The organism is Enterocloster clostridioformis (assembly GCF_020297485.1).
Taxonomy (GTDB): domain Bacteria; phylum Bacillota; class Clostridia; order Lachnospirales; family Lachnospiraceae; genus Enterocloster; species Enterocloster clostridioformis.
Window position 1 is genome coordinate 3,847,814 of record NZ_JAIWZC010000001.1, and the last position, 21,303, is coordinate 3,869,116.

26 protein-coding genes and 2 tRNA genes are annotated in these 21,303 nt (G+C 51.9%); 20 read left to right on the forward strand and 8 right to left on the reverse strand.

Annotation, left to right across the window (positions count from 1 at the left end):
- The 5 genes from LA360_RS19355 to LA360_RS19375 form a co-directional block, all read right to left on the reverse strand.
- A complete protein-coding gene (locus tag LA360_RS19355) occupies positions 1-1,110 on the reverse strand; it encodes a sensor histidine kinase (protein WP_170321115.1) in 1,110 nt (369 codons plus the stop codon).
- A gap of 85 nt (positions 1,111-1,195) precedes the next feature.
- A complete protein-coding gene (locus tag LA360_RS19360; protein ID WP_022203464.1) occupies positions 1,196-2,830 on the reverse strand; it encodes a D-alanyl-D-alanine carboxypeptidase family protein in 1,635 nt (544 codons plus the stop codon).
- 101 nt (positions 2,831-2,931) lie between these two features.
- The gene (locus tag LA360_RS19365) at positions 2,932-3,627 is read right to left on the reverse strand and encodes a TIGR01906 family membrane protein (protein ID WP_112481484.1); all 696 of its coding nucleotides are present in this window, start codon (positions 3,625-3,627) and stop codon (positions 2,932-2,934) included.
- A gap of 94 nt (positions 3,628-3,721) precedes the next feature.
- A tRNA-Lys gene (locus tag LA360_RS19370) sits at positions 3,722-3,794 on the reverse strand.
- A gap of 90 nt (positions 3,795-3,884) precedes the next feature.
- Positions 3,885-4,472 carry an ABC transporter permease subunit gene (locus tag LA360_RS19375; protein WP_225537618.1) on the reverse strand — a complete coding sequence of 196 codons (588 nt, stop codon included), beginning with the start codon at positions 4,470-4,472 and terminating at the stop codon, positions 3,885-3,887.
- On the opposite strand from LA360_RS19375, the gene LA360_RS19380 reads away from it, so the two are divergent.
- Positions 4,459-4,611 carry a hypothetical protein gene (locus LA360_RS19380; protein WP_166433692.1) on the forward strand — a complete coding sequence of 51 codons (153 nt, stop codon included), beginning with the start codon at positions 4,459-4,461 and terminating at the stop codon, positions 4,609-4,611. The genes LA360_RS19375 and LA360_RS19380 overlap by 14 nt on opposite strands.
- Here the strand turns inward: LA360_RS19380 and LA360_RS19385 are convergent.
- The 3 genes from LA360_RS19385 to trmB form a co-directional block, all read right to left on the reverse strand.
- A tRNA-Lys gene (locus LA360_RS19385) sits at positions 4,612-4,684 on the reverse strand.
- Positions 4,685-4,904: 220 nt separating this feature from the next.
- Positions 4,905-5,066 (reverse strand): hypothetical protein, encoded by a 162-nt coding sequence (locus LA360_RS19390; RefSeq protein WP_002566414.1) that lies wholly within the window; start codon positions 5,064-5,066, stop codon positions 4,905-4,907.
- Positions 5,067-5,102: 36 nt separating this feature from the next.
- On the reverse strand, positions 5,103-5,765 hold the full coding sequence (gene trmB / locus LA360_RS19395; RefSeq protein ID WP_022203461.1) for a tRNA (guanosine(46)-N7)-methyltransferase TrmB: 663 nt from the start codon (positions 5,763-5,765) through the stop codon (positions 5,103-5,105).
- Positions 5,766-5,949: 184 nt separating this feature from the next.
- Between trmB and LA360_RS19400 the strand changes: the two genes are divergently transcribed.
- The 19 genes from LA360_RS19400 to hpt all read left to right on the forward strand — a co-directional run bounded on the left by LA360_RS19400 (position 5,950) and on the right by hpt (position 21,287).
- Positions 5,950-6,945 (forward strand): SH3 domain-containing protein, encoded by a 996-nt coding sequence (locus tag LA360_RS19400; protein ID WP_022203460.1) that lies wholly within the window; start codon positions 5,950-5,952, stop codon positions 6,943-6,945.
- A 202-nt stretch (positions 6,946-7,147) separates the two neighbouring features.
- The gene (locus LA360_RS19405; RefSeq protein ID WP_022203459.1) at positions 7,148-7,459 is read left to right on the forward strand and encodes an SPFH domain-containing protein; all 312 of its coding nucleotides are present in this window, start codon (positions 7,148-7,150) and stop codon (positions 7,457-7,459) included.
- 4 nt (positions 7,460-7,463) lie between these two features.
- Positions 7,464-8,483, forward strand: coding sequence for a V0D/AC39 family V-type ATPase subunit (locus LA360_RS19410; RefSeq protein ID WP_022203458.1), 1,020 nt, complete (start codon positions 7,464-7,466; stop codon positions 8,481-8,483).
- A gap of 17 nt (positions 8,484-8,500) precedes the next feature.
- On the forward strand, positions 8,501-10,441 hold the full coding sequence (locus tag LA360_RS19415) for a V-type ATP synthase subunit I (protein ID WP_057571276.1): 1,941 nt from the start codon (positions 8,501-8,503) through the stop codon (positions 10,439-10,441).
- Between the two features lie 31 nt (positions 10,442-10,472).
- Entirely contained in the window at positions 10,473-10,907 is a 435-nt protein-coding gene (locus tag LA360_RS19420; RefSeq protein ID WP_002585405.1) for an ATP synthase subunit C, read from the forward strand.
- 4 nt (positions 10,908-10,911) lie between these two features.
- Positions 10,912-11,220, forward strand: a complete 309-nt coding sequence (locus LA360_RS19425) for a V-type ATP synthase subunit F (RefSeq protein ID WP_022203456.1) — start codon at positions 10,912-10,914, stop codon at positions 11,218-11,220.
- A 26-nt stretch (positions 11,221-11,246) separates the two neighbouring features.
- A complete protein-coding gene (locus LA360_RS19430) occupies positions 11,247-11,840 on the forward strand; it encodes a V-type ATP synthase subunit E (protein ID WP_002593845.1) in 594 nt (197 codons plus the stop codon).
- Positions 11,833-13,599 carry a V-type ATP synthase subunit A gene (locus tag LA360_RS19435; protein WP_022203455.1) on the forward strand — a complete coding sequence of 589 codons (1,767 nt, stop codon included), beginning with the start codon at positions 11,833-11,835 and terminating at the stop codon, positions 13,597-13,599. Before LA360_RS19430 ends, LA360_RS19435 begins: the two co-directional genes overlap by 8 nt.
- 15 nt (positions 13,600-13,614) lie before the next feature.
- Entirely contained in the window at positions 13,615-15,006 is a 1,392-nt protein-coding gene (locus tag LA360_RS19440; RefSeq protein WP_022203454.1) for a V-type ATP synthase subunit B, read from the forward strand.
- A gap of 5 nt (positions 15,007-15,011) precedes the next feature.
- The gene (locus tag LA360_RS19445) at positions 15,012-15,632 is read left to right on the forward strand and encodes a V-type ATP synthase subunit D (protein ID WP_022203453.1); all 621 of its coding nucleotides are present in this window, start codon (positions 15,012-15,014) and stop codon (positions 15,630-15,632) included.
- A gap of 9 nt (positions 15,633-15,641) precedes the next feature.
- Positions 15,642-16,022 (forward strand): MazG family protein, encoded by a 381-nt coding sequence (locus tag LA360_RS19450; RefSeq protein ID WP_022203452.1) that lies wholly within the window; start codon positions 15,642-15,644, stop codon positions 16,020-16,022.
- Between the two features lie 100 nt (positions 16,023-16,122).
- Complete coding sequence (locus LA360_RS19455) at positions 16,123-16,398, forward strand: HU family DNA-binding protein (protein ID WP_002566401.1); 276 nt, start codon at positions 16,123-16,125, stop codon at positions 16,396-16,398.
- Between the two features lie 3 nt (positions 16,399-16,401).
- Positions 16,402-16,641, forward strand: coding sequence for an RNA-binding S4 domain-containing protein (locus LA360_RS19460; protein WP_002566400.1), 240 nt, complete (start codon positions 16,402-16,404; stop codon positions 16,639-16,641).
- A gap of 71 nt (positions 16,642-16,712) precedes the next feature.
- A complete protein-coding gene (gene yabP, locus LA360_RS19465) occupies positions 16,713-17,000 on the forward strand; it encodes a sporulation protein YabP (protein WP_002585412.1) in 288 nt (95 codons plus the stop codon).
- A 7-nt stretch (positions 17,001-17,007) separates the two neighbouring features.
- Positions 17,008-17,388, forward strand: a complete 381-nt coding sequence (gene yabQ / locus LA360_RS19470; protein WP_112481485.1) for a spore cortex biosynthesis protein YabQ — start codon at positions 17,008-17,010, stop codon at positions 17,386-17,388.
- A 4-nt stretch (positions 17,389-17,392) separates the two neighbouring features.
- The gene (locus LA360_RS19475; RefSeq protein ID WP_112481583.1) at positions 17,393-17,710 is read left to right on the forward strand and encodes a septum formation initiator family protein; all 318 of its coding nucleotides are present in this window, start codon (positions 17,393-17,395) and stop codon (positions 17,708-17,710) included.
- 104 nt (positions 17,711-17,814) lie between these two features.
- The gene (locus tag LA360_RS19480; RefSeq protein ID WP_112481486.1) at positions 17,815-19,233 is read left to right on the forward strand and encodes a SpoIIE family protein phosphatase; all 1,419 of its coding nucleotides are present in this window, start codon (positions 17,815-17,817) and stop codon (positions 19,231-19,233) included.
- Between the two features lie 90 nt (positions 19,234-19,323).
- Positions 19,324-20,733 (forward strand): tRNA lysidine(34) synthetase TilS, encoded by a 1,410-nt coding sequence (tilS, locus tag LA360_RS19485; RefSeq protein WP_089774592.1) that lies wholly within the window; start codon positions 19,324-19,326, stop codon positions 20,731-20,733.
- 20 nt (positions 20,734-20,753) lie between these two features.
- Complete coding sequence (gene hpt, locus LA360_RS19490) at positions 20,754-21,287, forward strand: hypoxanthine phosphoribosyltransferase (protein WP_002566394.1); 534 nt, start codon at positions 20,754-20,756, stop codon at positions 21,285-21,287.
- The last annotated feature ends 16 nt before the right edge of the window (positions 21,288-21,303 follow it).

Sequence of the window (21,303 nt, forward strand, 5' to 3'; positions counted from 1 at the left end):
TTAGTATTCCCTCCAATCTGGTAAGGTAAATGTAAACTGGGCGCCCCGCGGGTGATTGCCGGCGTGGATTTCGCCTCCGTGGGCATTGATGATGGTTTTGCAGATGCTAAGACCGATTCCCATTCCTTTGTGTCCGTCTCCTGTGTGGTTTTCCGACGTGCCTCCGCCGTCAAAAATCGTATCCAGCAGATCGGGGGCAATCCCTTTGCCGTAATCTTTAATGGAGACAGAGAGTCCGCTTTTTTCGGCGGCGGCCACCAGATCAATGGGTTCATTGGTGCCGGAATGGAACAGGGCGTTTTCCAGAAGGTTATTGATTACCTGTTCTATCAGGGTCGCATCCATGGGTATTATGATGACGGAATCTGGAATGCTGACCCGCACCTGGACATCCGGGAACCGTTTCCTGAACCGCCGCACGGAATCTGATATGACCTCTTCCAGGGATTCGTCTGCCTTGGCCACTGAGGCTACGCCTTTTTCGTCCTGGATCCTGGTGACTGAAAGCAGGTTTTCCACCATGTTGAGAAGCCATTGGGCATCTTCTTCTATGTTCCTGACCAGCTTCCGTTTTTCTTCAGGGGACATATATTCCTCCTGACTCAGGTACGTGGAGCTGGAACCAATGATGCTGGTCAGGGGAGTGCGCAGGTCGTGGGACATGGCCCGCATCAGGTTGGCCCTCATGGTTTCCTTTTCCGCATTGAGCAGCATGCGGTCTTTTTCCTGAAGCTGGACATTCTGCTTGGTAATCATGATGCAGATGCTGCTGGACAGGCTGGATATGAGGGCCATGCCCAGGAAGGTGATGGGGTAACCGGACATGGTGAAATTCAGTGTCAGGTAAGGGTAGGTAAAGGCAAAATTTACCCAGAACACACCAAAAAGAGAGGCCAGGATGCCGGCGCCGTAGCAGCTGGTAGCACGGGCAATCATGATGATGGCCAGGGTGTATATGATGGATATATTTGTCACATTGTTGCTGAAGTGAAAAAATATGGTGGAAATTAAAGTGGCCGCAGCCATATATTCGATGGTAATGGGCAGATTCCTTACCAGATTTATGGCAGCAGCCTTAAGGTCGGTTTTATTTATATGGAATGATTTCATTACATATTCCCCTGTTGGCATTGGATGCATTCCGGCTGCATAGATAAATTAACAATTTTCATTATAGCGTATGCCAGGGGGAAGTTCAACGGAAAAAGGATTTTTTGCGCCTCCGTCCCCTGCCTTTTTTTCCTTTTTCTCCCAGAGGAGAGGAGGAGATGCGGCGCTGGGCCACCAGCTTTTCAAAATCGGTGGAGGAAAAGCCGATGTCTTCCAGGCGTTCCAGCCTTCGCTGGCGTCTGAGGTATAAATCTTCTTCTTCCTTCTTGCGCACATGAATCTTCACAGCCGCCACAACAGCAATGATGACAGCCAGAGAAAATGCAATCCCCAGGATGGCCAGGGTGTTGGCGGGAATCCGGATGCTGGCGGCGGTTCCTTCCTTTGAGGTGATATCCTGGCGGGGGGCAGGGCCTGGGGACGGCTGCTGCCCGTGGGGAGCTTCTGCGTGAGACGGTGCTTCCGGCCCATCCTGGAGACCGGAAGCGTCTCCGGGACCTGAGGAATCCAAAGGGGCAGGAACATCTGTCTCCCCGTTCTGGTCCATGGAAACAGCAGAAGCCCCGGAGGCATCCTGGGACGTCAGGGAGACTGCGCTTCCCTTCAATCCGGGAGAACACAGGTACACGGAACCCACCGGCCTGTCATTATACGTATAGCGGATACAGGCAATGGCTGTCTGGGGATGGCTGCCGTCCAAATCATAGGTAAGAGCGGACTGGGTGTCCGTGAAGTCGGCGTCCCTGGGTATCACCACGCGGCCGCCCCGGTCCAGCTCCAGGGATATGCTGTCGCCTGAGGTCATGCCCGCTATGGTCATGTCATTTTCCAGGGACTTGTACCTGGTCTCGTAATCAACAGTCCGCAGGGACTGGAAATTGCGGAATCCAAAGTCAAAGAGAGTCTTGGTATCTGAATAATGAGACTGGTGGCCGTTGAGCACCACTGCAATCAGGGTCATGTCATTTTTTTTGGCACAGGTGACCAGGGTGTTGCCTGCCAGGGAGGTGTAGCCTGTTTTGCCCGCAAAGGCGCCGGGATAGTATACGGCTTCGTTTTTATTTAACATCTTGTGATGGTTGGCCACATAGCCGCCTTCCGGGGTGCGTTTGGTGGGGGCCAGCTGGTAGCTGCGGGTGCCGTTGATGGTAAGGAATTCCGGGTTCTGGATGGCGGCACTGGCAATCAGGGCCATGTCGTGGGCCGTGGTGTAGTGGTTCTCGTCATTCAGGCCGCTGGGATTGTTAAAATGGCTTCCCGTGCAGCCCAAGCTTTGCGCCTTCTCGTTCATCAGCTGGGCAAATGCCTCCCTGGAGCCGCTTACATGACAGGCCAGGGCGTTGGCGCTCTCATTGGCAGAGGCCAGCATCAGGGCGTAGAGGCAGTCCCGCACTGTCAGGACATCTCCCTCGTCAATGCCGGCGCTGCTGCTTCCGGCCTCCACATTGTATACATCGTCATGGGAAAATGTGACCATCTCGTTCAGGTCGCACTGTTCCAGCACAATCAGGGCTGTCAGTATCTTGGTGATACTGGCAGGATAATAGGGCTGGTCCATGTTCTTTCCATAGAGCACTGTCCCGGTGTCGGAGTCCATGACAATGCCTGCGTCGGCCTGGATGGACACATCGGAGGGCCATTGGGGGGCTGCCGCTGCTGTCATGGGGAAAAGTCCGGCGCACAGGCATAGACATATAAACAACATAAGGAATCGCTTCATCCAAATATTCTCCATTCACTTCTTTGCTAAGATACAGTATAAAGGATTTACGGCTTCAAGTAAAGGCTGGAGAGGGGCGTTATTTTTGAAGCTGTGTCCACTCAACCTTCTTTCCTGCGGTTTCTCACGGTGAGGAGCAGGCAGACTCCAAAGAGGACCAGGGACAGGGAACCAAACAGCAGGGCAATGCGGGCAGCCGTATCCATAAAGAAGCCTTCCGGAACAATGTTGATGAGCATATCCGTGGCAGGGTCCAGAATCCACAGGTCGTTGGTGAAGAAGATGTGGTGGAACAGAATGAAGTATTTGGTGAAATCAGTGGATATGATGAGCCCGAGGACTGTAATCAGCCCAAAAAACAGTCCTGTCCCCATGCACAGGGAAGGCGGAAGGACCCGCCCCATCCTGGCTCTGGTGGCAGCCATGAGGATGAGGAGACCGGCGCCAAGGACCAGACATGCTCTGCGGATGGACAGGGCCTTCAGGAAAAGGACCTGCACGTCCTCCATGTGGGCAATCTCACGTTCATTGAAGAATTCCCTCTGTTCCCCGCCCATGGTCGTGGTGACGTGAAGGTCGTCCCTGTCTCCTCTGAGATAATCCATCATCTCATCCGTCACATGGAGAAGGTCGTTCATGGTCATGGACGGCAGGCTGTCCAGCACGTTGTATTTGGCGTATTCCTTTTCAAAATAATCGGGCGTCCAGTATACCACTGCCTCCACGGACGTGATAAAAAGAATAATCATCAGGCAAAATGCGGTTATGATTCCGGCGGTTCGGTGTAAATATTTCATGATTCCTCCTGCATGATAGTGTGGGATAAGTTTTATATAACAAAGAAAAGCCCGACCCCGCAGCTTTCCGTATCTGCAAAGTCAGACCTTTTAGTGCGCCTTCAGGGACTCGAACCCTGGACAAATAGATTAAGAGTCTACTGCTCTACCAACTGAGCTAAAGGCGCATGTGATTCATTTGTTTCTTTTAGTGACACGTCCACTATTATAATGCGTTTTAAGAAAAATGTCAATAATTTTTTCGAAAAAAGTTCATTCTATAAATCATCGGCTTCCACCGCCTCCTCAAAGGCGTATCCGCCCCTCTGGGCAATGGGCTGGTTGTTTTCCATGATATCCGGCAGTGTCCTTCCCCTGATTTGGTCTGATTTGATGCTTTCACCCATGATGCGGGAGATTTTATAGGCAGCCTCCTTCAGTTCGGGATAAAACAGGAAGGTTAGGGTCAGGATATAGGGCAGCATCTGTACCAGATGAGGCGGAACGTTGACACCCTGCAGCCCGAACTGGAGGCTTTGGGCAAATCCGTACACCAGTCCTCCCAGAGCCACCCACAGCGGCTTCCGGTTCCCAAGGATGACCATGGACAGGGCAGTATATCCCCTGCCGGATACCATGTTCTTGCTGAACATGTTGATATCCCCGATGGACAGGTAGGCTCCGCCTATGGCGGCAAGCATGCCGCTGGCCATGACACAGATACTGCATTTCATATCCCGGTTGGGATTGATTCCCTCGGCTGAATTGCTGATAACGTACAGGGCCGCATAGCAGGCGCCGATGGCCCTTACCATGCTCAGGAACCATTCATGGCCGGGAAATTTTAAACAGATGGAACAGGTCATAAGCTACCTTATCTCCATAAATACCAGCGGAATCATCGGGGAGGAGGACGTGCTCAGTCTCCCTGATTTTAAACTAAAAGCGGACAACAAAAAAGTCCGACCCCGCAGCTTCCAATATCTGCAAAATCAGACCTTTTAGTGCGCCTTCAGGGACTCGAACCCTGGACAAATAGATTAAGAGTCTACTGCTCTACCAACTGAGCTAAAGGCGCATTTCCTTATTTTGTTTTGCGGCTGTCTCAACAGCACGTTCGCCATTATATCGCCTAAAAAGCAAAATGTCAACACTTTTCGAGAAAAAATTCTGTGGAAAAATTTTTCGTTGGGAGTTTCATGGCTTTTTTGATGGGAGCCCCTTTCGGAATCCCTGTGTCCGCAGCCGCCTGTACCCTTGGGAACAGGCGGCTGGACGGATATGTCCTTTTTGGGATGTCATTTTTTGTCCTTATCCTTTTTGGCCTTGGCTGAACCGGAGCCCAGGAGTTTGCCCACTTCCTTGAAGGAACGGTTGAACCGGAGGGCCTGTTTGTTTAAATCCGTCTTATCGCTGGTGGCCTGGAGGAGCTTTTTGGTGATTCCCGGAGGGAGTGCCATGTTGTCCGCCTCCTGATGGTATCCTTTACCTGTATTCTATGCAGGGTCCTGGCCGCGGGTGCCTGTCCGCCGGGCAATGAGCTTGCAGATAGGCTTGCCCTCGGAGGCGAACTTCATCTCATACTCTGTCATCACATTGCCTTCTGCCATGGTGCTGTTGTGAAGATCAAAGGTATGCTCTGTAATCTCCCAGCCGGCAGAGGGTATGGATTCCAGGGAATATTCAAAGAGTCCGCGGTTATCGGTCTTGAATTCAACGACTCCCCGGGGAGCCAGAATTTTGTCGTACACAGACATAAAGACAGGAGATGTAAGCCTGCGCTTGGCATGACGGTCCTTTGGCCATGGGTCTGAAAAGTTCAGATAAATCCGGTCCACTTCGCCGGGGGCAAAGATTTCCGCCATGTCCTTGGCGTCGATGCGCATAAAGTAAATGTTTTCAAGGTCCATTTCGCTGCGTTTCTGTAGTCCCCGCAGCAGGACGCTGGAATAGCGTTCGATTCCTATATAATTGATATCCGGGTTAGCGGATGCTTTTTCCATGATGAAACGGCCTTTCCCCATTCCCACCTCGATTTCAAGGGGGCTGCTGCTGCCGAATACCTGGTTCCATGTGCCGCGGTGCTGTTTTGGTTCCTGAATGACAAATGGGCTGGAGGCAATGGTTTCCTCGGCACCCTGGATGTGGCGTAATCGCATATGTTTCATCCTTTCGTGATGTAGTTGCTGCAGGCCTTATTTTAACATTCAAAAGATGCATTTGCAACAAAATTTACTTTTTTCTTATTTTTCTGATTTTTTATAATTAATAGTGCAAAATTAGCAAAAATCTAGTATACTATACATAATAGGCGGATATCTGCGATACTAAGGAGGAAGGCTTATGTCGAATGTGGAGCGGACGACCAGCTGGCAGCAGATTCAGCAGGGCGTTAAGGAAGCAGAGCGATTGATTGCGCGCAAAGAATATAATCTTGTGATGGTCAGGGCCAGACAGGTCCTGGAATATATGGTAAGGTGCATGGCTGAGAGAGCGTGTGTGGTGGAAGGGGATTTGTCCGATACCATAGACCAGCTGTACGAAGGCCAGTGGATTAACAAGGCTACCAAGGATAATTACCATACCATCCGTATACTGGGAAATAAGGCGGTACATGAGGGGGATGACACGGCATATGATGCCAATCAGGCCTTCCGGCTGCTGACCCAGGAAGTGTATGTGTTTGCCAACGAATTTGCAGGAGGTGCGGGGGGCCGTGCGTCCAGGCCGTCCCCGGCTGCAAGGAATACATCAGGCCGTCCGGCTCCCAGGCAGGGTTCGGGCGGGGGCAGAAGCGCTTCCGGCAGAAACAGCCAGAGGGTACCTGCCAGGAATACCCGCAGCGGCCCGTCCCGCCAGGGCGGTCCCAGGAAGAAGCGCAGGCGTGTATCGCCGGCAGCATACATACTGAGACTGCTGATTCCGGTGCTGCTTGTTATACTTCTGATTGTGGTTATCCGTGTTTTCATGCCGGGCAAGGACAGGGAAGCAGATAAGACCACCACGGCGCCTGCCGTGACCACGGCGCCTGTGGAGCCCGCGCCCACGCTGCCCCCGGAACCTGAGACAGAGCCTGAGACAGAGCCGCCCGCAGAGACCTACAGGATTAAGGGAAACAGCGTCAATGTCCGCAGCGAGCCTTCCACCAGCGGCCGGATTCTGGTGCAGCTGAGCAACGGCACCGAGGTGGTGTATGTGAAGCGGTATGACAACGACTGGGCGGTTATTAACTACGACGGCCAGGAGGCATATGTATCCAGCAAGTTTATCGAAAAGGTAGAACCCGTGGCGTCAACCGGAGGGGAGACTGAGGGCAGCGAGGCCCAGACAGACAATTAGGCCGGTGTATTTGTGAAAATTGTATAGAAAAAATTGGTAATTTTGGATGCAAAAAGAGGAAGAATTTAAAAAGTTCTTCCTCTTTTTGGCGTTTTGCTGTGAAGAAATTGTGAAAAATTAATTTTAATACTAAAATACCTCTGGTTTTTTTCTAAAAAAGTAGTATCATGAAATGATATGAAAATATATAAGGAGGAGAGCTATGGATACTGTGATTAACCGGTTATCGGAAATCGAGGCAGCGGCCGGAGCCATTGTGGAAGAAGCGAATGCGCGCAAGAAGGCATTTGCTGAGGAGATGGATGCAAAGACGGCTGCGTTTGATAAGAGCATGGAACAGGAAACGGCGCGCAGGATTGCAGAGATTCAGGAGAAAATGGAGGCGGAAATGAACGGGCTCCTTGCAAAGCAGAAGGCGGAATCAGAGGCCCTGCTTAAGGAACTGGAAGATAATTATATCCGGCACCATGAAGAATATGCAGAGGCTCTGTTCCAGAAGATGATAAAGGGGTGAGATTATGGGCAGCCTGATTGCTTACAGCGGCATTGCCACCAAGGTGAAGGCAATGGAACGCTGGCGTATAAAAGATGAGCAGTTCCTTGAGATGGCGGCCCTGGAAACCGTAGCGGATGCAGTGCAGTACCTGCGTGCCTTTCCGCCCTACCGGGAGATATTCGGCCAGGTGGAGGATAAGGATCTGCACAGGGGAAACATTGAGCAGCATCTGAATCTGTCCCAGTACAGGGATTTTGCAAAGCTTTACCAGTTTGCCAATATAAAGCAGAGGCGTTTCCTGGACCTGTACTTCATGCACTATGAGATTACCATTCTGAAGACCTGTCTGAGAAACGCGGCAGGCCACAGGGAACAGAGGCAGGACCTGTCCATGTTCCGTGATTTCTTTGGGAGGCATTCTGCCCTTGATCTAATCACGCTTTCCCAGTCCCAGAGCATGGAAGAGTTCATAGGGAATCTGAAGGGGTCCGCGTATTACGGGCCATTGTATCAGATGCTGCAGAACGGCAGAGTAACCCTTCCGGCCTGTGAGACAGCGCTGGATATGCTGTATTTCAGGTCCATGTGGAAGATTAAGGACAAGTACCTGTCCAGGAACGAGCAGAAGATAATCGCCAAGTGCTTCGGCGCCAGGATGGATATGTTGAACCTCCAGTGGATTTGCCGTTCCAAAAAGTTTTACCAGCTGGAGCCGGGGGAGATATACGCCATGCTGATTCCCATACAGCTCCATCTGACCAGGAAAGAGATTAACCGGATGGTGGAGGCGGAGAACCTGGATATACTGTACGGACTCATAAGGGCAAGCTGGTACGGCAGGACGGGTCTGGTCCATCTGGACGAAAATCAGGACCTGGACCATCTGGCTCACGATATAATAGACAGGATATACCAGAAGGCAAGCAGAAAAGACCCATACTCCATCGCCATACTGAATTCCTATCTCTACTTCAAGGAGAGGGAAGTCGAGCGTATCATTACTACCATTGAGAAGATACGTTATGGATTGGGAGCAAGTTGACTAAAGGGGGTTAAGACGTGATTGAGAAGATGAAGTTCTTAAGTATTACCGGTCCAAAGGAGGATATCGACCGGGTGGTGGACACCTATCTGTCCAGATATGAGATACACCTGGAAAATGCTCTGTCGGAGCTTAAGACAGTAAAAGACCTGAGGCCTTATATTGAAACAAATCCATATAAGGATGTGCTGGAAAGGGCCTCGGAGCTGCTGGAAAGCTATCATGACCTGATTTCGGACCAGACGGACCGAAAGATGAAGCTGGAAGAAGCCGTTGAGGCCATTAACAGCCTGGACACCCAGCTTAAGGAACTGACGGACCGGAAGAACGCCCTGGTGCACCAGCGGGACGAGTTAAAGGCGTCCAGGGACAGGGTGGTACCCTTTGCGGGGCTTAACTACAACGTGAAGGAGATACTTAAGTTCCGGTTCATGAAGTTCCGGTTCGGCCGTATTTCCAGGGAATATTACGAAAAATTCTCATCCTATGTGTATGAGACCATAGACACGGTCATGTTCAAATGCGAGGAGGAGGGGGACTATGTATGGGTGGTCTACTTCGTGCCGGAGAGCCTGGCCGACAAGATTGACGCCATCTATGCATCCATGCATTTTGAAAGGTGTTTCCTTCCGGACGAGTATGAGGGCACTCCTGTGGAGGCCGGACATGTGCTGGACGACAGGATAGGAAGCCTTCAGAAGGAGATAGACGAGGCGGACAGGAAAATCGTGGAGGCCATGAGCAGCAGGAAGGAGGAGTTTGCCGCTGCCTGCAGACGCATCAGGACATTTTCCACCAACTTTGATGTGAGGAAGATGGCTGCCGTCACCAAGCATGACACCCACAACTTCTATATCCTGTGCGGATGGATGACGGAGAAGGACGCGGAAAAGTTCCGGAAGGAAATCGAACGTGACAGCGATACCTTCTGCATCATCGAGGACGACCACAACAACATCATGAGCACGCCTCCCACCAAGATGAAGAATCCGGGACTGTTTAGGCCCTTTGAGATGTATGTGGAGATGTACGGACTGCCATCCTATAATGAACTGGACCCCACCATACTGATTGGTATAACGTACTCCATTTTGTTTGGATTCATGTTCGGGGACGCCGGGCAGGGGCTGTGCCTGCTGATAGGAGGATTCCTGCTGTACCGGTTTAAGAAGATACGTCTGGCCGGAATCATTTCCTGCTGCGGCGTGTTCTCCACCATATTCGGACTGCTCTTCGGAAGCGTCTTTGGATTTGAGGATATCATGGATGCGGTGTGGCTCAGACCCCAGGAGGCCATGACAAATCTGCCCTTCATAGGAAGGCTGAACACGGTATTCGTGGCGGCGGTTGCCATCGGAATGGGAATCATCCTTTTATGTATGATTCTCAACGTCATCAACAGCCTGCGCTCCCATGATGTGGAGAAGGCGTATTTTGACACAAACGGCGTGGCCGGATTGGTATTTTACTTTGCCCTGGCATCCGTGATTGTACTGTATATGACCGGTAATCCCCTTCCCGCCACCGTGATTCTGGTAATCATGTTCCTGATTCCGCTTTTGGTGATATTCTTTAAGGAGCCGCTGGCAGCCATAGTGGAGAAGAAGGCGGAGCGTATGGAAACCGGACTGGGAATGTTTATCACCCAGGGTATATTTGAACTCTTTGAGGTACTGTTAAGCTATTTTTCCAATACCCTTTCCTTTGTCCGTGTGGGCGCGTTTGCGGTGAGCCACGCAGCCATGATGCAGGTGGTCCTGATGCTGGCAGGGGCAGAGGCGGGAGGAAATACCAACTGGGCCGTGGTGGTTGGCGGCAACCTGTTTGTATGCGGTATGGAGGGCCTGATTGTGGGCATCCAGGTACTGCGTCTGGAATACTATGAGCTGTTCAGCCGATTTTACCGCGGCAGCGGCAGGGCATTTGAACCGTATGGAAAGGTTGCCGGAGAGCAGTAAGCATATATAATACAAAAAGGAGATATGAGATATGAGTTTATTAGTTAAGATTACACTGAGCGCAGCACTTATTTTAAGCATTGCAGTACCTTTCGGAGCATTTGCAGCAGGGGAAAGGACAAAGGGACGCTATAAGACAGCCCTGGCGGCCAATGTGTTCCTGTTCTTCGGCACCATGATATTTGCGGCAGTGGTCATGTTCTCCGGCAATGCAGCGGCAGCCGAGGCGGGCGCCCAGGCAGCCGGTTCATCCGCGGCAGGCATGGGGTATCTGTCAGCGGCCCTGGCCACAGGACTTTCCTGTCTGGGCGGCGGCATCGCTGTTTCCGCAGCAGCCAGCGCAGCACTGGGAGCTATCAGCGAGGACAGCTCCATCCTTGGTAAATCATTAATCTTCGTAGGTCTTGCCGAAGGTGTGTGTCTCTATGGTCTGATCATATCCTTTATGATCTTAGGAAAGCTGTAATCCCATGAAGATGTACCTTATCAGCGACAACATCGACACCCTGACCGGCATGCGTCTGGCAGGAGTCGAGGGGGCTGTGGTCCATAAGAGGGAAGAACTGAAGGAAGAACTGGATAAGGCCCTGGCCGACAAATCCATCGGAATCATCCTGCTGACAGAAAAGTTTGGCAGGGAATTTCCGGAAATCATCGACAACGTAAAGCTGGAGCGCAGGCTTCCGCTGATTGTGGAGATTCCGGACCGCCATGGAACCGGCCGCAAGCCGGACTTTATCACCTCTTATGTGAACGAGGCAATCGGACTGAAACTGTAGTAATGATAGAAAGAGGGTGAATCAGCTTGACAACAGAGGAAAAGCTAAAGCATTTCCAGGATATCTGCATGACGGACGCCAGAGAGCGCAGCGCCAGGATGCTGGATGACTATATGAACGCCCTGGAAGCTGCCTTTGAGGAGCATGCGGCTGACGCCGGGAGGCGGGCCGACATGCAGGTGGAGGCAGAGACAGAGAAGCTGGGACGTGAGATCAATAAAAGGCTGTCCATCGGCCAGCTGGATTTAAAGAGGGAGGCCAGCCACAAGCAGGAGGAGCTTAAGGATAAGCTGTTCGTGGAACTGCGCGATAAACTGGCCAACTTCATGGAGACACAGGATTACCAGCGGCTTCTGGACCGCCAGGTAAAGGCTGCCAAGGAATTTGCAGGGGACGAGGAGCTGATTATCTACATGGACCCATCGGATGTGGATAAGCTGCAGCGCATTGCCATGCATCACAACGCTACCATCAAGGTCAGCGAATATTCCTTTAACGGAGGCACAAGGGCTGTGCTTCCGGGCAAGCATATACTCATAGACAACTCATTCCAGACTAAGCTGGACGAGGCCCGCCATGAGTTTAAATTTGACTTGACAGGAGGTAGGCAAAGTGGCTAAGACAGGTGTGATTTACGGTATAAATGGTCCTGTCGTTTCCCTGCTGGGCGACTCAGGGTTCCAGATGAATGAGATGGTGCATGTGGGCCAGGAGAAGCTGGTGGGCGAGGTCATCGGACTTAACTCAGAGAAAACAACCATCCAGGTTTATGAGGAAACCAGCGGAATTAAGCCGGGAGAAACCGTGACTGGTACAGGCGCCCCGGTGTCCGTTACGCTGGCGCCGGGAATCCTGAGCAATATATTTGACGGAATCGAGCGTCCCTTAAGCGAGATTGCCAAGGGAAGCGGATATTATATCAGCCGCGGCATATCCGTGAACAGTCTGGACACGGATAAAAAGTGGGATACCCACATGGTGGTGAAGGAGGGGGACAGAATCATGCCCGGCACCATCATCGCGGAGGTGCCCGAGACAAGGGCCATCACCCATAAGGTCATGGCTCCGCCGGATGCGGAAGGTTATGTCCTTACGGTGGTGCCGGATGGCCGGTACACCATAGAAGAGCCGCTTCTGACCCTTCAGCTCATGGACGGCACTGAGAGAACCCTGACCATGACCCAGAAATGGCCCATCCGCGTGGCCAGGCCGTCTGCCAAGCGTTTTCCGGCAGTAAAGCCCCTGATCACAGGCCAGCGTATTCTGGACACCATGTTCCCGCTGGCAAAGGGCGGCACGGCTGCCATTCCAGGCGGTTTCGGAACAGGCAAGACCATGACCCAGCATCAGGTGGCAAAGTGGTCGGATGCGGATGTCATTATCTACATTGGCTGCGGGGAGCGCGGCAACGAGATGACCCAGGTTCTGGAGGAGTTTTCAGAGCTGATAGACCCAAAGACAGGAAATCCGCTGATGGACAGAACGACCCTGATTGCCAATACATCCAACATGCCGGTGGCTGCCCGTGAAGCCAGCCTGTATTCCGGTCTTACCCTGGCAGAGTATTACAGGGATATGGGCTACCATGTGGCTATTATGGCTGACTCCACCTCCAGATGGGCAGAGGCCCTCAGGGAGCTGTCAGGCCGCCTGGAGGAAATGCCAGCCGAAGAGGGATTCCCGGCTTACCTGGCATCCCGCCTTTCCGCGTTCTACGAGAGGGCGGGCATGATGCAGAACCTTAATGGGACCGAAGGCTCCGTGACCATCATCGGCGCAGTGTCGCCCCAGGGAGGCGACTTCTCCGAGCCTGTGACCATGAACACCAAGCGTTTCGTGCGCTGCTTCTGGGGGCTGGATAAATCCCTGGCTTACGCCAGGCACTTCCCTGCCATCCACTGGCTTACCAGCTATTCGGAATATATAAACGACCTGTCCTCCTGGTACATGGACAACGTGGATAAGCGGTTTGTGGACGACCGGAACCGCCTGATGGCCCTTCTGGTACAGGAGAGCAGTCTGATGGAAATTGTGAAGCTGATTGGAGCCGACGTACTGCCGGACGACCAGAAGCTGGTGCTTGAAATCGCAAAGGTCATCCGTCTGGGATTCCTGCAGCAGAACGCATTCCACAAGGATGACACGTCTGTGCCATTGATTAAGCAGTTTAAGATGATGGAAGTCATTCTTTACCTGTATAAGAAATCACGTTCCCTTGTATCCATGGGCATGCCTGTGTCCGTGCTGAAGGAGGAGAACATATTCGACAAAATTATATCCATCAAATACGATGTGCCCAATGACCGCCTGGATATGTTTGATGATTATATGAAGATGATTGACGATTTTTACGACAGGGTTGTGGAACGGAACGCATAAAGGAAGGAGGTCCATATGGCGATTGAATATTTAGGTTTAAGTGAAATTAATGGCCCTCTGGTGGTCCTGGAGGGCGTTCAGAATGCGGCTTACGATGAAATCGTGGAAATGACCGTGGCCGGGAGTCTCCACAAGATAGGACGCATCATTGAGATATACGGGGACAGGGCCATCATTCAGGTGTTTGAGGGCACGGACGGCATGGCCCTGCGCAATACCCACACAAGGCTTACGGGCCATCCCATGGAGATAGAGGTTTCCGAGGAGATGCTGGGACGTACCTTTAACGGCATCGGCCAGCCCATCGACGGGCTGGGCGACATTATATCCGATGTGAAGCTGGATATTAACGGAAAACCCTTAAATCCTGTGACCCGTGAGTACCCCAGAAACTATATCCGTACGGGAATTTCAGCCATTGACGGGCTGACCACCCTGATTCGCGGACAGAAGCTGCCCATCTTTTCAGGAAACGGTCTTCCCCATGACCAGCTGGCTGCCCAGATTGTGCAGCAGGCATCCCTGGGAGAGAATTCGGATGAGGAATTTGCCATTGTGTTCGGCGCCATGGGTGTCAAATACGATGTGGCTGATTTCTTCCGCCGCACCTTTGAGGAGAGCGGGGTATCCGAGCATGTGGCCATGTTTATCAACCTGGCTAATGACCCTGTGGTGGAAAGGCTTATCACCCCTAAAATCGCCCTTACCCTGGCCGAGTATCTGGCCTTTGAAAAGGGAATGCACATACTGGTTATACTGACGGACATGACCTCTTATGCCGAGGCTATGCGTGAAGTCTCCTCCTCCAAGGGCGAGATTCCGTCCAGAAAGGGATTCCCGGGCTATCTCTACAGCGACCTGGCTTCCCTCTACGAGAGAGCCGGCATCGTGGCGGGACGGCCTGGTTCCGTGACCCAGATACCCATTCTCACCATGCCCAACGACGATATTACCCATCCCATCCCTGACCTGACAGGCTACATCACAGAGGGGCAGATTGTTCTGGACCGGCAGCTGAACGGGCAGAACATCTATCCGCCCATCAATGTGCTGCCATCCCTGTCCAGGCTTATGAAGGACGGCATCGGAGAAGGCTACACCAGGGCGGACCATCAGGATGTGGCCAACCAGCTTTTCTCCTGCTATGCAAAGGTGGGGGATGCCAGGGCCCTGGCATCGGTTATAGGTGAGGATGAACTTTCACCCATTGACAAGAAATACCTGGAGTTCGGCAAGGCCTTTGAGGAACGTTTCATAGGTCAGGCCCCCCATGAGAACCGCACTATCCTGGACACCCTGGATATTGGCTGGAAGCTTCTGGGGATGCTGCCCAGGGAGGAACTGGACCGTATCGACACCAAGGTGCTTGACCAGTATTATAAAACTGTGGACACCGTGAAGGAGTGATGTAAATGGATCCAAATACATTTCCCACCAAAGGCAACCTGATAGCTGCAAAGAATTCACTGGGCCTGGCCTATATGGGCTACGGACTCATGGATAAAAAGCGGAATATACTGATTCGGGAGCTGATGGAGCTGATTGACGAGGCAAAGGGAATCCAGTCTGAGATCGACAGCACCTTCCGGGCGGCGTATGCGGCCCTCCAGAAGGCAAATATCGAACTGGGCATCAACTATGTCCAGGAGATAGGAGCGTCTGTGCCTGTGGATGACCGGGTGAAGATTAAGGCCAGAAGCATCATGGGAACTGAGATTCCCCTGGTCCAGCATGAATCGCGGCCTTTAGCCCTGACCTATGGTTTTTATAACACCACGGAGTCCCTGGATGAGGCCAGATACCATTTTGAGAAGGTAAAGGAGCTGACTATCAAGCTTTCCATGGTGGAAAACTCCGCCTACCGGCTGGCCAATTCCATTAAAAAGACCCAGAAACGGGCCAATGCACTTAAGAACATCACCATACCTCATTATGAGGACCTGAGCAAGTCCATCTCCAATGCGCTGGAGGAAAAGGAGAGGGAGGAATTTACCCGCCTCAAGGTAATCAAGCGCAATAAAGAGAAGGTGTAGGAGGTTTTTATGTATACATTTGACGACCTTGTGGGAATAATAGCAAAGCTGCGGTCGCCTGAGGGCTGCCCCTGGGACAGGGAGCAGACCTTTGAGAGCCTGAAAAAATGTCTGTCTGACGAGACCCAGGAGGTATTTCAGGCCATAGACAACAATGATATGGAAAACCTGTGCGAGGAACTGGGGGACGTGCTGCTCCAGGTTATCCTGAACAGCCAGATTGCGAAGGAGGAAGGCAGGTTTACTATCGACGATGTAATTGACGGTTTATGCCGGAAAATGGTCCGAAGGCACCCCCACGTATTTGGCGGTGTAAAGGTGAATTCCGTGGAGGAAGGGACCGCCCTCTGGAATCAGATAAAAATGCAGGAAAAAGCCAAAAAACCTTGACAAATCATAGTAAAACAGATATAAATGATTAAGTACACTATGACATTAAAAAGTAACGATTCCGGGGCCTTTCCCGGACAATATCTAGGAGGAAAAATTGATGAACAAGACAGAATTAATTGCAGCAGTTGCCGAGAAGGCAGAGCTTTCTAAGAAAGACGCGGAGAAGGCAGTTAAGGCTTTCACTGACGCTGTATCTGAGGAGCTGGTAAAAGGCGGAAAAGTACAGTTAGTGGGCTTCGGAACCTTTGAAGTATCTGAGAGAGCTGCAAGAGAGGGAAGAAATCCCAAGACTGGTAAGACGATGACCATCGAGGCTTCCAAGACTCCAAAGTTCAAAGCTGGCAAGGCATTAAAGGATGAGGTTAATAAATAATCCATGAGATTGGACAAGTTTCTGAAAGTTTCCCGCCTTATCAAGCGCAGAACCGTAGCCAATGAGGCATGCGACGCAGGACGCGTGTTGGTGAATGATAAGCCGGCAAAGGCGTCCGTCAGCGTGAAAACAGGTGATATCATCGAGATTCAGTTCGGAGCCAAGGCTGTTAAGGTGGAGGTTCTGGACGTACAGGAAACTGTGAAGAAGGATGAGGCTAAGGAACTTTACCGTTATATTTAAGATAAGTGGCATAGAATGGCCAACCTCCCCATATATTTAACATAGGTTAGATATACGGGGAGGTTTTTTGCATGGAAGAAAAGATTGGAAGCAATCGTCAGCATAAGCTTATACTGCAGAACCGGAGCAAGGGAAATATCACCGGCATATGCGATGTGGTGTCCTTTGATGAAAACGCAGTTGTCCTGGATACGGATATGGGGCTGCTTACCATCAAGGGGAAGGAGCTTCATGTAAGCCGCCTTACCCTGGAAAAGGGAGAGGTGGACATAGAGGGAACCATAGACAGCATGGTCTACAGTTCCAATGAAGCCCTCAGAAAGTCGGGGGAATCCCTGTTCACCCGGCTGTTTAAGTAGGCAGGCTATGAGCAGCAGGATTCAGTATGAAGCCTGGCTGATGGTGCTCAGCCTGGTCACAGGCGGTTGGCTCATGCTGGCCTATGACACCCTCAGGGTGTTCCGCCTGATTATCCGCCACGGCCCTTTCTGGACGGGGGTGGAGGATTTTTTGTATTGGCTCTATGCGGGGCTTGTGACCTTTATTCTGCTCTATGAGCAGAATGACGGCGTATTCAGGGCCTATGTCATAGGAGGGGTATTTGCCGGGATGATTCTGTACGACAGGTTTATCAGCAGAATTTTCTTGAAGTGCTTGAAAAAAGCCGGCAAATGCCTTAGAATGATTATCAGCAGGCACAGACAGAAAGCTGTCTGCAGCCCGGAAAAAGACGGAGCTGGTGATTGAGCAGATGAGATCCTACGGTAAATCAAGACGCGTAAGGCGTGACAAATGGACCAACCGCATGGCCATCATGGGTATTACCCTGGTAGTCATGTTTTTGGCTGTGGCAATCAATATAAAGGGCGCCGACCTTAAGAAATCGGACCTGGAATACAGCATCCGCGAACAGAACCTGGAGCAGCAGAAGGAAGAGGAAGAAAAGCGGACCGCCCAGCTGCAGGAATACAAGATTTACGTCAAGACCAAGCAGTATGCGGAGGAAGTGGCCAAAGAAAAGCTGGGGCTTGTGAATCCTGATGAGATTCTGCTGAAGCCTACGGAGTGATGGCGAAAACGGGCGAATAATTTTTAAAAATCCATGCATGAATTGACATATATTTCCCTCCTGGGTGCGTATACTGAAAGTTACGCGGATTAGGAGGGATTTTTGTGTTTATCAGAGAACGGGAAGTAAAGGGAAGAACAGATGTAAATTATTATACGGCCAGGAGACTGGGGGATATGGCAGATTCCTTAAACCAGCTGGCCAGGGCCTTTGACGACGGTATAGAGAAGAACGGGCAGCTGACAAAGGATGATGGACTGGCTGCCATGCAGGCCAGCGCTGCCCTGGTGTGCGAGAACTGCAGCAGGTGTAATCTGTATGCGGACAGCGAGAAGGAGGACAGCTATTACCTCTATTATCTTCTGCGGGCATTTGAGCAGAAGGGCCATATTGATTTTGAGGACATGCCCCAGATGTTCCAGAGCGGCTGCCGGAAGAAGGAGGATTATCTTGCCCAACTGAACCGGAGCCTGGGAAGGGCTACCATGAACCTGTCCTGGAAGAACCGTTTCCTGGAGAGCAGGGACGCGGTTATATCCCAGTTCAGGGAGCTGTCGGTGATACTGGAGGAATTTTCCCGCCAGATTGACCGCGCAAGGGATATTACGGACGAGTATGAATACATACTGAAAAAACATTTCAGGCGTTACCATGTTGCCCTGGGAAACCTTTTGCTTCTGGAGTACGAGAACGGGCAGAAGGAAGCCTTCCTCACGGTCAGGACCACCAACGGCCGCTGCATCACCTCCAAGGATGCGGCGCTGATCATGGGGGAGGTCATGGATGGCACGAGGTGGAGTCCGGCCAAGGACAGCCGCAGCATTATCACCAAACAGTATGAAACCGTGCGTTTTCTGGAGGAGGGAGGCTACCGTATGCTCTATGGCGCTTCCAGGATTCCAAAAAAGGGCGAGAAGTATTCCGGGGATAATTATACCTTTTGCGAGAGTCCCGGAAACCAGGTGGTCATGAGTCTTTCCGACGGAATGGGAAGCGGGGAGGCGGCAGCCAGGGAGAGCAAACAGGTGGTGGAACTGACGGAGCAGCTGCTGGAGACCGGATTTTCCCCAAGGGCGGCCCTTAAGCTGGTGAACACAGTGCTTTTGCTGGCAGGACCGGAACAGCATCCGGCCACCCTGGACCTTAGCTGCATTGATTTGCATACCGGCGTGCTGGAGGCAATGAAGCTGGGGGCGGTGCCAACCTTCATAATCGGGGAAGAGGGAGTGGAAATCATGGAAGCCGGGGAGGTTCCCATGGGAATTCTCAATGGGGTGGAGCCGGTGCTCATGTCAAGGAAGCTGTGGGAAGGGGACCGGATTGTCATGGTCAGCGACGGGGTATTGGATGCTCTGCCGGGAGATGACAAGGAACAGGCCATGCAGCAGTATCTGGAGAGCGTGGAGGAGATGGGACCCCAGGAACTGGCGGACCAGGTGCTGGATTTTGCGGTGTCCTTTATACCGGCTCCAAGGGATGATATGACGGTCCTGGCAGCTGGAATCTGGAAAAGACGCTCATAATTTACAAGGACAGGCTTGCAAGGAGGGACGTTTGCGGGTATATTATAAGAAATAGACAGAGATAAACATGATTGGACACAGGAGAGACAGGTGGAAGGACTGGAGCGCAGGGTCAGAGAGACCGTGGAACAATATCATATGCTGGATTCGGGTGACCGGGTCGTTGCAGCAGTTTCAGGAGGGGCAGATTCCGTCTGCCTCTTAGCGTTGTTATGCACGTTTAGGGAACCGTGGGGAGTCAGGATCAGGGCACTCCATGTCCATCACGGGCTCAGGGGGGAGGAAGCTGACCGGGACGCGGATTTTGTCAGGTCATTGTGTGAAGGGTTTCATGTCCCCTGTCATATCCTAAAGGTAGATGTGCGCGGCTTCGCGGCTGAAAAGGGCATGTCTGAGGAGGAGGCGGGCCGTTTCCTGCGCTATGAGGCATTGGAGAGGGAGGCTGCGGATTGGGAAGATGAGGACCGGACAGGACCGGATGGCGGTTCGGCTGACAGCAGCGTCCGCCCTGTGAAAATCGCGGTGGCCCACCACAGCGGGGACCAGGTGGAAACCATACTTCACAATCTGTTCCGGGGAAGCGGCCTTTCCGGGATGAAGGGTATCGTCTACCGGAGAGGCAGGATTATCCGGCCGTTACTGGACGTGGACCGGGACTGCATCCTTAAGTGGCTGGCGGACCATGGCCTGTCCTATGTGCAGGATTCCACCAACGATACCCTTCACTACACACGGAACAGGATACGCAATCAGCTGCTGCCGGAGATTGAGCAGTATGTAAACAGGGGGGCGGCCGGTAATATATTGCGTCTGGGGCATCTGGCGGCACAGGCAGACGAGTACCTGGAAAATCAGGCGGCTGCCTGGATTAAGGCCCATGTGAGGAAAAACTCCGGGGCATACATTCCGGCAGAGGTGTTTCTGGGGGAACCGGAGATACTGAGGTCCTATGTGGTGATGTCGCTCCTTAAGGAGCTGGGAGGAGCTTCCAGGGACCTGGGGCTTGTTCATGTGAGCCAGGTCATGGAGCTGGCCGGGCGGTCCGTTGGAAAACAGGTGGATTTGCCCTACGGGCTGGCAGCCATAAGGGAGTATGAGGGAATCTGGTTGGGAAGAGGAGACCCGGCGGCAGAAGAAGGATGGGGTGACCTGCCTATTGTGGATATGGAGGTTTTTTCCCGGAAAAAAGGGATGGAATTTCCTAAAAATGTGTATACGAAATGGTTTGACTGTGATAAAATAAAGGGTACGCCCGTGGTAAGAACCAGGTGTCCGGGGGATTATATCGTCCTGGCGGACCATAACCACAAGGCGCTTAATCGTTTTATGATTGATGAGAAGATACCCAGACAGATGAGGGATAAGATACCCCTTCTGGCAGATGGCAGCCATGTGATGTGGATTATAGGCTACCGCATGAGCGAGTATTACAAGATAGGACCGGATACGGTCCGGGTGCTGCAGGCAGAGGCAGGCCAGACTCGAGAGAGAAAAGAATAGGTGAAACGGAGGATAAGGTAATGGCTGACAGAATTCGTGTTTTATTGACGGAAGAGGAAGTCGATAAAAGGATCAACGAAGTAGCGGCAAAAATCAGCGAGGATTATGCAGGAAAGCAGGTCCACATGATATGCATATTAAAGGGCGGAGTATTCTTTACCTGCGAACTGGCTAAGAGGATGACGGTTCCGGTATCCCTGGACTTCATGTCCGTGTCCAGCTACGGCGGCGGCACTGTGTCCAGCGGCGTGGTCAGGATTGTGAAGGACCTGGATGAGTCCCTGGAAGGCAAGGATGTACTGATTGTGGAGGACATCATAGACTCTGGCCGCACACTGGCATATCTGATTGAGGTGTTGAAACAGAGAGGTCCAAAGAGCATCCATCTGTGTACACTTCTTGATAAGCCGGAGCGCAGGGTAAAGAAGCAGGTGAAGGTGGACTATACCTGCTTTACGATACCGGATGAATTTGTAGTGGGATATGGACTGGATTATGACCAGAAATACCGTAACCTGCCTTACATCGGAGTAGTAGAATTGGATGCAGAATAAGAAGGTCTAAGGAGGC

What these genes read in the sequence shown, in the direction of transcription:
- LA360_RS19400 (WP_022203460.1), top strand. Translation starts at nt 5,950, where the DNA reads ATGTCGAATGTGGAGCGGACGACCAGCTGGCAGCAGATTCAGCAGGGC.
- LA360_RS19445 (WP_022203453.1), top strand. Translation starts at nt 15,012, where the DNA reads ATGGATCCAAATACATTTCCCACCAAAGGCAACCTGATAGCTGCAAAG.
- LA360_RS19450 (WP_022203452.1), top strand. Translation starts at nt 15,642, where the DNA reads ATGTATACATTTGACGACCTTGTGGGAATAATAGCAAAGCTGCGGTCG.
- LA360_RS19455 (WP_002566401.1), top strand. Translation starts at nt 16,123, where the DNA reads ATGAACAAGACAGAATTAATTGCAGCAGTTGCCGAGAAGGCAGAGCTT.
- LA360_RS19410 (WP_022203458.1), top strand. Translation starts at nt 7,464, where the DNA reads ATGGGCAGCCTGATTGCTTACAGCGGCATTGCCACCAAGGTGAAGGCA.
- LA360_RS19390 (WP_002566414.1), bottom strand. Translation starts at nt 5,066, where the DNA reads ATGGCACTCCCTCCGGGAATCACCAAAAAGCTCCTCCAGGCCACCAGC.
- LA360_RS19405 (WP_022203459.1), top strand. Translation starts at nt 7,148, where the DNA reads ATGGATACTGTGATTAACCGGTTATCGGAAATCGAGGCAGCGGCCGGA.
- yabQ (WP_112481485.1), top strand. Translation starts at nt 17,008, where the DNA reads ATGAGCAGCAGGATTCAGTATGAAGCCTGGCTGATGGTGCTCAGCCTG.
- LA360_RS19375 (WP_225537618.1), bottom strand. Translation starts at nt 4,472, where the DNA reads ATGACCTGTTCCATCTGTTTAAAATTTCCCGGCCATGAATGGTTCCTG.
- LA360_RS19440 (WP_022203454.1), top strand. Translation starts at nt 13,615, where the DNA reads ATGGCGATTGAATATTTAGGTTTAAGTGAAATTAATGGCCCTCTGGTG.
- LA360_RS19475 (WP_112481583.1), top strand. Translation starts at nt 17,393, where the DNA reads ATGAGATCCTACGGTAAATCAAGACGCGTAAGGCGTGACAAATGGACC.
- LA360_RS19360 (WP_022203464.1), bottom strand. Translation starts at nt 2,830, where the DNA reads ATGAAGCGATTCCTTATGTTGTTTATATGTCTATGCCTGTGCGCCGGA.
- trmB (WP_022203461.1), bottom strand. Translation starts at nt 5,765, where the DNA reads ATGCGATTACGCCACATCCAGGGTGCCGAGGAAACCATTGCCTCCAGC.
- LA360_RS19380 (WP_166433692.1), top strand. Translation starts at nt 4,459, where the DNA reads ATGGAACAGGTCATAAGCTACCTTATCTCCATAAATACCAGCGGAATC.
- LA360_RS19365 (WP_112481484.1), bottom strand. Translation starts at nt 3,627, where the DNA reads ATGAAATATTTACACCGAACCGCCGGAATCATAACCGCATTTTGCCTG.
- LA360_RS19355 (WP_170321115.1), bottom strand. Translation starts at nt 1,110, where the DNA reads ATGAAATCATTCCATATAAATAAAACCGACCTTAAGGCTGCTGCCATA.
- yabP (WP_002585412.1), top strand. Translation starts at nt 16,713, where the DNA reads ATGGAAGAAAAGATTGGAAGCAATCGTCAGCATAAGCTTATACTGCAG.
- LA360_RS19425 (WP_022203456.1), top strand. Translation starts at nt 10,912, where the DNA reads ATGAAGATGTACCTTATCAGCGACAACATCGACACCCTGACCGGCATG.
- hpt (WP_002566394.1), top strand. Translation starts at nt 20,754, where the DNA reads ATGGCTGACAGAATTCGTGTTTTATTGACGGAAGAGGAAGTCGATAAA.
- LA360_RS19460 (WP_002566400.1), top strand. Translation starts at nt 16,402, where the DNA reads ATGAGATTGGACAAGTTTCTGAAAGTTTCCCGCCTTATCAAGCGCAGA.
- LA360_RS19420 (WP_002585405.1), top strand. Translation starts at nt 10,473, where the DNA reads ATGAGTTTATTAGTTAAGATTACACTGAGCGCAGCACTTATTTTAAGC.